The 10951-nt window shown below is 71.4% G+C and carries 12 protein-coding genes; 6 read left to right on the forward strand and 6 right to left on the reverse strand.

Translation table 11 applies throughout. The features are described from left to right. Window positions 1-17 precede the first annotated feature (17 nt). Complete coding sequence (locus tag ACH5AO_RS25295; RefSeq protein WP_398928313.1) at window positions 18-596, reverse strand: TetR/AcrR family transcriptional regulator; 579 nt, start codon at window positions 594-596, stop codon at window positions 18-20. Between the two features lie 99 nt (window positions 597-695). Here ACH5AO_RS25295 and ACH5AO_RS25300 point away from each other — a divergent pair, with 99 nt between their 5' ends. Beyond that, on the forward strand, window positions 696-1412 hold the full coding sequence (locus ACH5AO_RS25300) for an SDR family NAD(P)-dependent oxidoreductase (RefSeq protein ID WP_398928315.1): 717 nt from the start codon (window positions 696-698) through the stop codon (window positions 1410-1412). A 211-nt stretch (window positions 1413-1623) separates the two neighbouring features. On the opposite strand, the gene ACH5AO_RS25305 is transcribed toward ACH5AO_RS25300, so the two are convergent. Continuing rightward, window positions 1624-2370, reverse strand: a complete 747-nt coding sequence (locus ACH5AO_RS25305; protein ID WP_398928334.1) for an SDR family oxidoreductase — start codon at window positions 2368-2370, stop codon at window positions 1624-1626. Between the two features lie 202 nt (window positions 2371-2572). Between ACH5AO_RS25305 and ACH5AO_RS25310 the strand changes: the two genes are divergently transcribed. The 3 genes from ACH5AO_RS25310 (at window position 2573) to ACH5AO_RS25320 (ending at window position 5650) form a co-directional block, all read left to right on the forward strand. Then, window positions 2573-3793, forward strand: a complete 1221-nt coding sequence (locus ACH5AO_RS25310) for an FAD-dependent monooxygenase (RefSeq protein ID WP_398928316.1) — start codon at window positions 2573-2575, stop codon at window positions 3791-3793. 47 nt (window positions 3794-3840) lie between these two features. Continuing rightward, on the forward strand, window positions 3841-4548 hold the full coding sequence (locus tag ACH5AO_RS25315; RefSeq protein WP_398928318.1) for a TetR/AcrR family transcriptional regulator: 708 nt from the start codon (window positions 3841-3843) through the stop codon (window positions 4546-4548). A gap of 664 nt (window positions 4549-5212) precedes the next feature. Then, window positions 5213-5650, forward strand: a complete 438-nt coding sequence (locus tag ACH5AO_RS25320) for a cupin domain-containing protein (RefSeq protein ID WP_210977126.1) — start codon at window positions 5213-5215, stop codon at window positions 5648-5650. A 221-nt stretch (window positions 5651-5871) separates the two neighbouring features. On the opposite strand, the gene ACH5AO_RS25325 is transcribed toward ACH5AO_RS25320, so the two are convergent. Beyond that, window positions 5872-6795 carry an SDR family NAD(P)-dependent oxidoreductase gene (locus ACH5AO_RS25325; RefSeq protein WP_398928321.1) on the reverse strand — a complete coding sequence of 308 codons (924 nt, stop codon included), beginning with the start codon at window positions 6793-6795 and terminating at the stop codon, window positions 5872-5874. Window positions 6796-7037: 242 nt separating this feature from the next. Between ACH5AO_RS25325 and ACH5AO_RS25330 the strand changes: the two genes are divergently transcribed. Together ACH5AO_RS25330 and ACH5AO_RS25335 are read left to right on the forward strand one after the other, a co-directional pair. Next, window positions 7038-7901, forward strand: coding sequence for a helix-turn-helix domain-containing protein (locus ACH5AO_RS25330; RefSeq protein WP_398928323.1), 864 nt, complete (start codon window positions 7038-7040; stop codon window positions 7899-7901). Between the two features lie 41 nt (window positions 7902-7942). Further along, window positions 7943-8794 carry a helix-turn-helix transcriptional regulator gene (locus tag ACH5AO_RS25335; protein ID WP_398928325.1) on the forward strand — a complete coding sequence of 284 codons (852 nt, stop codon included), beginning with the start codon at window positions 7943-7945 and terminating at the stop codon, window positions 8792-8794. A 289-nt stretch (window positions 8795-9083) separates the two neighbouring features. Here the strand turns inward: ACH5AO_RS25335 and ACH5AO_RS25340 are convergent, their stop codons facing one another. The 3 genes from ACH5AO_RS25340 to ACH5AO_RS25350 are packed head-to-tail and all read right to left on the reverse strand — an operon-like array spanning window position 9084 to window position 10436. Then, a complete protein-coding gene (locus tag ACH5AO_RS25340) occupies window positions 9084-9572 on the reverse strand; it encodes a cupin domain-containing protein (RefSeq protein ID WP_210977130.1) in 489 nt (162 codons plus the stop codon). Window positions 9573-9615: 43 nt separating this feature from the next. Continuing rightward, the gene (locus ACH5AO_RS25345; RefSeq protein ID WP_210977131.1) at window positions 9616-10044 is read right to left on the reverse strand and encodes a hypothetical protein; all 429 of its coding nucleotides are present in this window, start codon (window positions 10042-10044) and stop codon (window positions 9616-9618) included. Window positions 10045-10088: 44 nt separating this feature from the next. Continuing rightward, a complete protein-coding gene (locus ACH5AO_RS25350; RefSeq protein ID WP_210977132.1) occupies window positions 10089-10436 on the reverse strand; it encodes a hypothetical protein in 348 nt (115 codons plus the stop codon). Window positions 10437-10951 lie beyond the last annotated feature (515 nt).

Consider the following 10951-nt stretch of genomic DNA (forward strand, 5'->3'; position numbering starts at 1 on the left):
CGTCCGGCGGATCCGTCTCACGGGTTCGCCGCCTCCGCGCGCAGGCCGTCGAGGACGAAGGCGAGCAGGCGCCGCCAGGTACCGGGAGACGTGCGGGCCAGGGCGGCGACCGAGCCGAAGAGCAGGGAGAGGTCCTCGGGCCGGAAGTCCGCGCGCAGGCTTCCGGCCCGTTGCGCGTTCCGGAGCAGTACGTGCGCGTGGCCGAAGGACTCCGCGCAGATCTCGCGCAGCCTGGGCGAGTCGTCGTGGCGGCGGGTGACGACGTCGCTCAACGCGGGATCCGCGGCCATGAGTTCGCTGATCGCCTCGACATAGGCGCGGAAGCGTTCCCAGGGGTCGCGCCCCCGGCGGGCGTTCTCGACCGCGTCGGCGAGCTTCGCCCCGGCGAGGTCCGGGACGACGGCGTCGATGAGTGCCTCCCGGCTTCCGAAGCGGTTGTAGACGGTGCCGGGACTCACCCCGGCCCGCCGGGCGATCTCCTCCAGGGGGCAGTCCAGGCCGCGTTCGGTGAACGCCTCCAGCGCGGCGGCCATGATCCTCTCCACGTTGCGCCGGGCGTCCCGTCGCAAGGGCGGTCCGCTGGTGTCAGGAGTCACCGGGCCTCCTCCGAGTAAGTTGACGATCGCATCAATTTAATGGGTAGAGTGCGGCCGAAGACAACTTGAGGGCTCTGTCAACTTATTCGGGAGAAGCACATGAGCAGGACGATCGCCGTCTTCGGCGCGGGCACGGGACTGGGGGCCGCCACCGCGCGGCGCTTCGGCGAGGAGGGGTACGCGGTCGCGCTCGTCGCCCGTCGGCCCCAGCGGCTCGACGCCCTCGTCGAGGAGTTGGGGAAGGAGGGCATCGAGGCCGCGGCCTTCCCGGCGGACCTCTCCGACACCGCCGCCGTACCCGCTCTGGTGGAGCGGATCACGGACCGTCTCGGCCGCATCGACGTCGTCGAGTACGCGCCGATACCCAGCGCCGCGCCGATGCTCCCGGCCACGGAGGTGACCGCGGAGCTCCTGGGCCGGCTCGCCGGTCTCTATCTGCACACGCCGGTCGAGACGGCGCGCGCGGTCCTGCCGGGCATGATCGAACGGGGAGACGGCGCGTTCCTGCTCGGTCAGGGAGTCTCCGCGGTGCACCCGCTGCCCGGGATGAGCGGTGTCGGGCCGGTCATGGCCGCCGCCCGCAACTGGGTTCTGTCCCTGCACGGTGAGCTCGCCGCCCACGGTGTCTACGCCGGTACCCTTTCGGTGGCGGCCTGGGTCGAGGGGAGCGCCGGGCACCTGGCCGCGTCGGAGGCGGACCCCGCTCTGGCGGGTCACCCCACGGTCACGGCGGCCGAACTGGCGGATCAGTACTGGGACCTGTACACCCGGCGGGACCGCCCGGAGCAGGTGTACCCGCCCCTGCCCACGGTCTGATCCCGTCCGGTCCGGCCGATCCCGTCCGGTCCGGCCGATCCCGTCCGGCCCGGCGGCCCGGAGCCCTCCCGCGGACCGGCCCGGCGGCGGGCCGCCGGGCGCGCTGCCGGGTGGTGGGACCGGCCGCCGGGCCGTGGCCGACGGTGCGCGGGCCGCCTGCCCCGGCCGGGCCCGGGGCGGCCGGCCGGAGAGGGGGCCACCACCGGCCGGATCAGCGGACCCGCCCGTCCTGGCTTACCCACTCATCGAAAGTGATCCTGCCGCGCGGTCCCGCTTCCCGGGGGAGGAGGCCGTCACCGGTCATGTCCCGGCCCACCTTGCCCGGCAGCTTCACCGGGAGCACCGGGCGGCGGCCCCCGCGCGCCCGCTGCAGCTTCCTCACCATGTCGACCATCTCCAGCACTTCGGGACCGGCGAGGTCCGGCGCCAGGCCCAAGGGCTCTCCCTCGGTCAGCTCCGCCAGGTGATCGGCCACTTCCACCGCCGCGACCGGCCGGCACCGCATGCGCGGCGCCACCACGAGGGGGCCGCCCCGGGCGAGCGTCTGGGCGGCGAACTCGTGCCACTGGGTGGCCCGCAGGACGGTGAAGGGCACACGGCCCTGCCGGACCAGTTCCTCCTGGCGCCGCTTGCCGAGGTAGTAGCCCATGTCGACGCGGTCGCACCCGACGATCGACAGCACGAGGTGGTGGCCGACCCCGGCCGCCTCCTCCGCGCGCAGCAGGTGGGTGGTGGCCGCTTCGAAGAAACCCACCGACTTGGCGCGACTGGTGGTGACGACATTGGACACGTCGACCACTGCCTCCACACCGTCCAGTGCCTTCTCCAGCCCCTCGCCCGTGGTGAGGTCCACGCCCTCGGACCGGGAGAGAACGACGACCTGATGTCCGTTTCCCCGAAGGGCCGACACGACCAGTTTCCCCACCCAGCCGGTCCCGCCGGCCACCGCGATACGCATCTCCGCCACCTTTTCCGTCCTCACGTGCTCGACCGCCGGGACATCGGGCCCGGCCCCATGAGGACCGGACAGGACCGGGAGATGTGACACCGTCCCCCTGTCTTCCCTCCCGCGCCCACTCGAATGACTGACCAGATGGCTATTCTGGTCAGTTGGTTCTATGGTGTGAGTGTCACACCGAAACACACGAAGGGGTGAGGGCATGGCCGTGCAGGGAAGCGGGCGCAGGGCTCTGGTGGTGGGACTGGGCGTGGCGGGTATCTCCGCCGCACTCCGGCTGCGGCAGGTGGGCTGGGAGACGGTGGTGGTGGAGCGTGCGGCGCGGCGGCGGTCGGGCGGGTACTTCATCGGGCTGTTCGGTTCGGGTGCCGCGTCGGCCGAACGGCTCGGTGTGCTGGACGCGATCGGTGACCGCCGGGCGTCGGACAGCGTCTTCTACGAGGTCGACCGGGCCGGGCGCCGGCACCGGGGCATGGGCTTCACCGACCTGCCGAACCGGCCGCGGATGCTGCTGCGGGGCGATGTGGAGGCGGGACTGTTCGAGGCGCTGCCGCCCGAGGTCGAGGTCCGTTTCTCGACGGTGCCCACCCGTATCGTCCAGGACGCCGACAAGGCGGAGGTGACCTTGCGCGACCAGGCGGCCGGTACCACGGTCACCGAGCGGTTCGACCTGGTGGTCGGCGCGGACGGGCTGCGCTCCACGGTGCGCAGGCTGGTCTTCGGCCCGGACGCCAACCACATGCGCTCGCTCGACCACATCATCGCCGCCACTTTGCTGGACGAGCAGGTCAGCGGGTTCGGCCCGCACGACGGAGTGGTCCTGGCGGAGGTCGGGCGTGCCGCGTGGATCTGGCCGTTCGCCGACCGCGGGCCCAGCATGCTGTTCACGTACCACACGAACGACATCGACGGGCAGTTCCGCCGGCCGGCCATCGAGTCCCTGCGGAGGGCGTTCGGCCCCCGTCCCGCGGGCCCGCTGCTGGGGGAGCTGCTGGACCGGTTCGAGAAGAGCGACGACTTCCTCTTCGACTCCGTCCACCAGGTGCGGATGCGTCAGTGGCACCACGGCAGGGTCGTCCTCCTCGGTGACGCGGCCTGGTGCATGACCCTCTACTCGGGTCTCGGCACGTCGGCGGCCCTGGCCGGCGGCGAGCTCCTGGGCACCATGCTCGAGCGCCACCACGACGACCTCCCGGCCGCACTCGGTGACTGGGAGCGCCGGATGCGGCCCTACATCGACTTCCAGTACGACCACCTGGGGCCCGAGCGCCTGCTGTTCGTGCCCTCCACCCGCCCCCAGCAGGCGGTGCGCAGCACCCTGCTGCGCATGAGGTGGGCCCCCGTCGTCGGCCCGGCCCTCGGTCGTTTGATGGCGGCCAGCGACCTGATGAAGATGAAGGACCTCGACGTCGCCGCGGCCTGAGGTCCGACGCCGGACCGCGAAGGGGCCGCAGGAAAGGAAGGCCGCTCATGACACCGCCCCTGGAACAGGACGCCCCGAAAGCCGCCCGCATCCTCCGGGCGACCCGCGAACTCGGTCTCCGGCACGGCTTCCGCAAGGTCACCGTCGCGGAGATCGCCCAGGCCGCCGGGGTGGGCAAGGGAACCGTGTACCTGTACTGGTCCAGCAAGGAGAGCCTCGTCCTCGGGGTGTGCGGCCGGGAGATCGTCTCCTGGCTGGACCAGGTGATCGACCGCCTCGCCGAGGACCCGGACTGCGTGCACCTGCGCCGACTCGCCCCCCTGCTCCTGCACACCACCCTCGGCCACCCGCTGACCCGGCGGATGATGACCGGCGACGCCGACTTGGCCCACGTGCTCGCCCAGCGCGACGAGGACCGCGAGGTGCTCGAACGCACCAAGGCCGGCGCGATGTGCCATGCGGTGATGCCCGTACTGCGCGAGCACGGGCTCGTCCGGGACGACGAGCCCCCGGAGAGCCAGAGCTATGCCCTGCACGCGCTGCTCCACGGCTTCCTCATGACCCTCGCCGACCCGGCCGCCGCCGGCCCACTGCGCGTCGACGCCCCTGACCTGATCCTCTCCCGGACCGTCGGCCGGCTCCTGGAACCGGCCGACGGCCCCGATCCCGCCGCGGTCGCCGCGGCGGCCCGGGGAACCAGGGACGTGTTCATCGGCATCCGGGATGCCGTCCTCAGCCGTCTCGCACCCGCCTGAAGGTGTCGGACCGCGACGTTGCGTGTCCGCCTTCGTCCGCACCGGCCGGCCGCGGACCTGTTCATGGAGTTCCGGTTCCCTCGCGCTCTCGGCGACCGGCCGGTGGCCGCGTCCGGCGTGCGGGACGCGGCCTCTGCCTCGCCGAACCTTCCTCACCGGTACCGTACGGGCGGTCCTCCGGCGGCACGCCGGTCGACGGAACAGCGAGTGGACACGGCAGCGGCATGAGGGTGCCGGGTACCGAGGGACGCGGACCCCGGCCCGCACCCACCACATGAGGAACTGAGCCCGGAACCATGTCAACACAGTGGTAAAGGCATGTTCTCCGCAGAGAACATGTGGACCGGGCGCCGTAACCCGCGCGCAAGAGAGGTCCCCGGTGCCGTGTTCCTACCGGCCGATCGGCACTCCACGAGGGTGCGAAAAAGGGGGTAATCTCTAACTTTTCCTATCTACGGCACTGGTCCCGCCGATGATCCGGTCTCACATCACGGAGGCCGCATGGTGGACAAACATCGGCCACACACTGTTATTGCCACTAAGGTGGGGGCGCGCGCCCGCCCCACCGGGTCCCGTCGCACCGCCCTGCCCCGCGCGACCGCGGTGCGCTGATCCCATGTGCCGGTGGGCGATTCACATCCCTCCGTCCACGAAAGCGGATCTCATGCGTCAGCACATACGTCTCGGGGCCGTAGCCGCCCTGGCCACCGGCCTCCTCCTGGCCTCCGCCCCCGCGCACGCCACCCCCGGCGGCCCCGGTGTCACAGCGAAGACCATCGTTCCCACCGTGACGGTGGACGGCAAGGACTACACGGTGCGGGAGATCACCATCCCGCCCGGGCAGGGCACCGGCTGGCACTTCCATGACGGCACCCTCTACGCCCGCGTCGCCAAGGGCACACTGAGTCACTTCGACGCAGGCTGCGCATCCGACGGTGTCTGGAGCAAGGGCGACTTCCTCACCGAGCCCTCAGGCCCGGACCACGTGCACATCGGCCAGAACCGCGGCGACACCGACGTGGTCCTCCAGGTCCTCTACGTCCTCCCGCACGGCGCCCCGTTCTCCCGGGACGCCCCCAACCCCGGCTGCGATTTCGAGTAGTAGCCCCGGCGATCCGTCACGAGTGACGACATCAGTACCGCTCCCGGTGACCTCGGTGCGGAACACATGTGACACGCCTTCATCGACTCGTACGCAGTCGCCTTGCGCATGATCGACCCGCGGACCGGGTTTCCTTCACCTCGTTCCCGTACGAACGGGGTGCCGCGGGCGGGGAACCGGTGCGCCGCGTCCCGGACGGGGCGCACCGGCCCGTCTCCGTCTCAGCGCCGCGCCTCGGCCAGCAGCCGCTCGGAGGTCTCCCACAAGCGCTCCGCGTTGGCCGGGTCCACGGCGTAATCGGCCACGCCCGACGCCCAGCCGTTGCCGTCGTGCACGACCTCGGCCTCGTTGTTGTCCTCGAAGTAGCGTCCGCCCACGCCGTCCAGCAGCGGTGAGGCGGCGAGGAGAACCGAGGTGGCGGCGCCCTGCTGCGGGGTCTTGCGGCGCTCCGGCGGAGTCTTCAGCCCGCCGGTGTGACGCTGCAGGTTGGTGGCGATGGCGCCGGGCATGAGGGCGTTGGCGGTGATGCCGTCCCGGCTCCAGCGGCGGTCGGCCGCGACCGCGAACTGCACGGTGGCGGTCTTGGACTGGCCGTAGGCGACCAGCGGGTCGTAGGGGCGGAAACGGAAGTTGACGTCGTCGAAGACGACGGGGGAGATCAGATGACCGCTGGAGCTGACGACGACGATCCGGGCACCCTCGGCCGCGAGGCTGCCGTGGAGGCCCGTCGCCAGGGCGAAGTGCCCCAGATGATTGGTGGCGAACTGGCCTTCCCAGCCTTCGGCGGTGTACTCCGGACCAGGGGTGGCCATGACACCGGCGTTGTGGACGAGGACGTGCAGGGGGCCGTCCCAGGCCTTCACGAAGGCCTCCACCGAGCGGCGGTCGGAGACGTCCAGGCGCAGGACACCGACGGCCCGGTTGCCGGTGGTGGCGGTGATGTCGGCGGCGGTCCTCTCACCGGCGACGGTGTTGCGCACCGCCAGCGTCACCTCGGCGCCGGTACGGGCCAGAGTGCGGGCCGTCTCCACGCCAATACCGGACGTGGCGCCCGTGACGACGATCCGCCGGCCGGCCAGATCGATGCCGTTCGCCACCTCGTCCGCCGTGGAGGCGAAGCCGAAGGGTGTGGTGATGCGTGACATGAGACAACTTCCTCAACATGTTGGCGATGTGGTGGACAAGGAGGACGGACCGGGCGGGTCCGTCCCGTGCGCCCGGCGTCGCGGGCCGCCCCGTACGCGTCGGTGCTGCTCAGGCACCACGGCCGCTCGCCGCGACCCGCCTCCCCATGCTGCGCCGTGCCCCGGTCCCCAGCCAGTACCCGCCCGACACTGGTAGTGGCAGGGTCAGGAAAACACAGTGTTTTTCACCTACGATGGCGCGTATGCATGCCAAGACCGAGTTGGCCCGGTTCCTGCGGGCGCGGCGGGAGCGGGTACGTCCCGAGGAGGTGGGACTGCCGGTGACGGGCCGGCGCCGGGTGCCGGGGCTGCGGCGTGAGGAACTGGCGCTGCTCGCCGGGATCAGTGCGGAGTACTACCTGCGGCTGGAGCAGGGGCGTGACCGCAATCCGTCCGCGACGGTGCTGGACGCGCTCGCGCGGGTCCTGCTGCTGGACGACGAGGCCACGGCCTACCTGCACGCCCTCGCCGGTCCGGGGCCGCGCCGCCGGCCCCGCCGCCCCCGGCCCGAGTCCGTACCCCCCGGCATCCACCAGCTCGTGATGTCGCACCCCGACGCGCCGGCGTTCGTCCACGGCCGTTATACGGACGTCCTGATCGCCAATCCGCTCGCCCGCGCCCTGTCACCCTGCTACACGCCGGGAACCAACTTGCTGCGCGCCGCCTTCCTGGACCCGCAGTTCAGAGAGCTGCACCAGGACTGGGACAGCACCGCCCGCAGCTTCGTGGCCTCGGTGCGGGCTCTGGCCGGTCCGGAGTGCGAGGACCCGCGGTTGACCGAACTGGTCGGTGAACTCGCCGTGCGTAGTCAGGAGTTCCGGCGGCTGTGGGCGCGGCACGACGTACGTGTGCGCACCAGTGGCGTGACGTGCCTGGATCATCCGCAGGTCGGCCCGCTGCGCCTCGGTTTCGAGAAGCTCGCCCTCATCGGGACCGACCAGGTCCTGGTCGTCCACCACGCGCCGCCCCGCGGCGAAAGCGCGCAGGCCCTGACGCTGCTGACCACCCTCACGGCCCCGGTCCCGGTACCGGCCGGCACGTCCCGGACCGGCGCACCGGACGGCTGACCCGGGCCGATGAGCAGCGGAGCACGGCGTACGGTGACCACATGAACGACAACGCACTCGGCCGGTTCCTGCGGGCGCGGCGGGAGCGGGTACGTCCCGAGGAGGTGGGACTGCCGGTGACGGGCCGGCGCCGGGTGCCGGGGCTGCGGCGTGAGGAACTGGCGCTGCTCGCCGGGATCAGTGCGGAGTACTACCTGCGGCTGGAGCAGGGGCGTGGCCGCAATCCGTCCGCGACGGTGCTGGACGCGCTCGCGCGGGTCCTGTTGCTGGACGACGAGGCCACGGCCTACCTGCACGCCCTCGCCGGTCCGGGGCCGCGCCGCCGGCCCCGCCGCCCCCGGCCCGAGTCCGTACCCCCCGGCATCCACCAGCTCATGATGGACGCATGGAGTGCCACCCCGATCGTGGTCCTCAACCGGTACATGGACGTACTGGCCGCCAACCCGCTGGCCGAAGCCCTCTCCCCGGTGTACACGGCGGGAACCAACACCATCGGTGCCGCGTTCCTGGACGAGGACCTGCGGGCGCTGTACGTGAACCGGGAGGAGATGACCGTCCGGGCCGTGGCCGGATTGCGGGCGCTGATCGGCCCGGACACCGGGGATCCCCGTGTGGTGCGGCTCGTGCACGAGCTGTCCACGCGCAGCGAGGAGTTCCGGAGGCTGTGGGCGCGGCACGACGTCAGCCCCGGGGGACACGGAGCCTCCCGGCTGAACCACCCGGTGGTCGGCACGCTCGACCTGTCCTACGACAGGCTGGCGGTCCCCGGCACCGACGGACAGCTTCTCGTCGTCCACCACGCTCCTCCCGGCAGTGAGTCGGCCAGGAAGCTGGCACGGCTGCACGAGACGGTCATGCGGTCGCCGGATGCCGCCACCGGCGCACAGCGGTGAAGGGCATGACCTACCGGAGTATTCCTGTGGGCGGTGTGCCGGCCCTCGGATCCTCCGGGTTCACGGCGAGCGTCCTCATGGCGGGGGGCCAGGCAGCTCGCGGGATGTCCGGGGGCCCGGCGAGGGGCCCCGGACGGTGGGGGCACGGCGGCGGCCGGCGGGCTCCCACCTGACCGCCCCGGCGCCCACGACGGCGCGGGTGCCGGGACCGAAGTGCCCGACGGGTCCGTTGCCGCCGGCCGCCACGGCCCCGGCCCTTTTGTCCGGCCGCGGTACGGAGGGCGTGGGATCAGTGACCCGGGTCCACGAAGAAACTGTCGTGCCGCACCTGGAACGCGTCGAGTTCTTCGGGGCCCCGCCGCGCGTACTCCGCCACCTTCTCGAAGTACTCCTCACGCGGCGCGCCGGGGGAGAAGAGCAGCAGCATCGAGAGCATCTCGTCGCTGTCGTTCCTGAAGGCGTGCAGCCCGCCGGCCGGCACGTACAGGAAGTCGCCCTCACGGCCGGTGATCCAGCGCTCACCGTCGAAGAGGCTGGCCTCGCCGGACAGGATGTAGAAGGACTCGGAGATCGAACGGTGGAAGTGAGTGCTGGCTCCAGGGGCCTTGGGGCCCATGTCGACCCGGTAGAGCCCGAACTCTCCGTCGGTGGAGTCCTGGGTGGCGAGGTAATGCAGATCGGTGGAGGGCGAGGAGACCTCGGTCTTCGGGGGCGAGGGCCGGAACACGGCGGAGACGTCGCCGTTCTCACCGAGATAGCGTGGTTCCGGATAGGACATGGTCGGACTCCTTGGCTTTCGTCGGAGGGGAGCTGCCGCTCGGCTAGCGGCCGCTGGGCACCGCTGCCCGGCGCTTCGCGGGGGCCAGCAGGACGGCCGACAGAACGGTCAGGGAGGACAGCAGGCTCACCATCGCCACCCGCTCTCCCGTGCTGTACATGCTCAGGTGCTGAAGGTGGTAGAGCGTGTGGAAGACGTTGAAGGCGAGCCAGGCGGCGCCGATGGTCTGCACGTAACGGTTGTCGTGGACGTACCGCAGGGCCATGGCGGTCACCACCAGCATGGCCATGTACAGGGAGGCCATGTCCTTCACCAGGTGCTCGTTGTAGGGGCCGAGCCGGAGCAGCCACCCCCGCCCGATGCCCGGAAACGTCTCGTACCAGGTCTGGGGCGCGAAGTAGGCCCAGATGTGGAAGAGGCAGGTGGCGATCAGGATGCCGAGGACGGTGCGGCGCACTACGAGATTTCCCATGCCTGAGAGACCGGACGGCCGGGCGGTCTGTGACAGCCGGCGGACTACTCGTCGTGGTCCCAGGCGAAGAGCAGTTCGGCGTGGGGAGCCAGGTCGCCCTGGAAGAACGACGTGTACTGCGGATCCCACCAAGCGGTCCACTCGTCCTGGTACGACATGAGGCGCTTCTGGAACTCCAGCGGGTCGGTGTCCTCGTCGAACTCGAGGTACACGATGAGGAAGGAGCCGCTCTCTCCGGTCTGTACGAACATGCGTTCCCGGTGGTAGCCCGCGTGGCGGGCGCGCCGTGCCAGGCCGGAGATCCTCTCGGGCCGCCGCACCTCCGTGAGCAGGTCGCGCAGCTCCTGCACGCGCTCGTCGGGGATGGGCAGGGTGAAGGCGAAGTCTCGCACGGGTGAACCCCTTTCGTCGTCGGATGAGCCGGCCCCGGCCGGACGGGTACTCCGTGGGTACGACCGTCCGGGCGAGCCGTCCGTGACGCCCGTACGCCGTGTCGCACGGTGTTGCTTCTCACATCACCACGTTGTTTACGCCTGTGTTCCGGCGCCCCGACGAAGGCCTGAGGCGCTCAAGGGTGCCGACTGGGGCGACCGGGGAAGGGCGGAACCTGCCGTACCGGTCGCACGGCAGCGCCCGGAGGACCGCTGAGGGCGGCCGGCTCCAGGACGGAGCGGGCCGGGCACCTGGGCCGGGCCGCCCGGACGGTGGCACAGGACCACCGGCAGGGCGGGACCCGCGGCCGGCCGGGACATCGCGCGCCCTCGTCCCGCGCGAGCCCGGTTCCGGCGGGGATCCCGGTCGGTCAGCGGTGAGCGGTGAGGTGTTGGGTGAGGAAGTGGTCGAGGCCCCAGTGGTGGGGGGCGTCGAGTTCGACGGTGGTGTTGGTGGCGGGGGTGGTGGCGATGTC

Origin of the sequence: Streptomyces sp. NPDC018964 (assembly GCF_044390325.1) — a bacterium.
GTDB lineage: Bacteria > Actinomycetota > Actinomycetes > Streptomycetales > Streptomycetaceae > Streptomyces.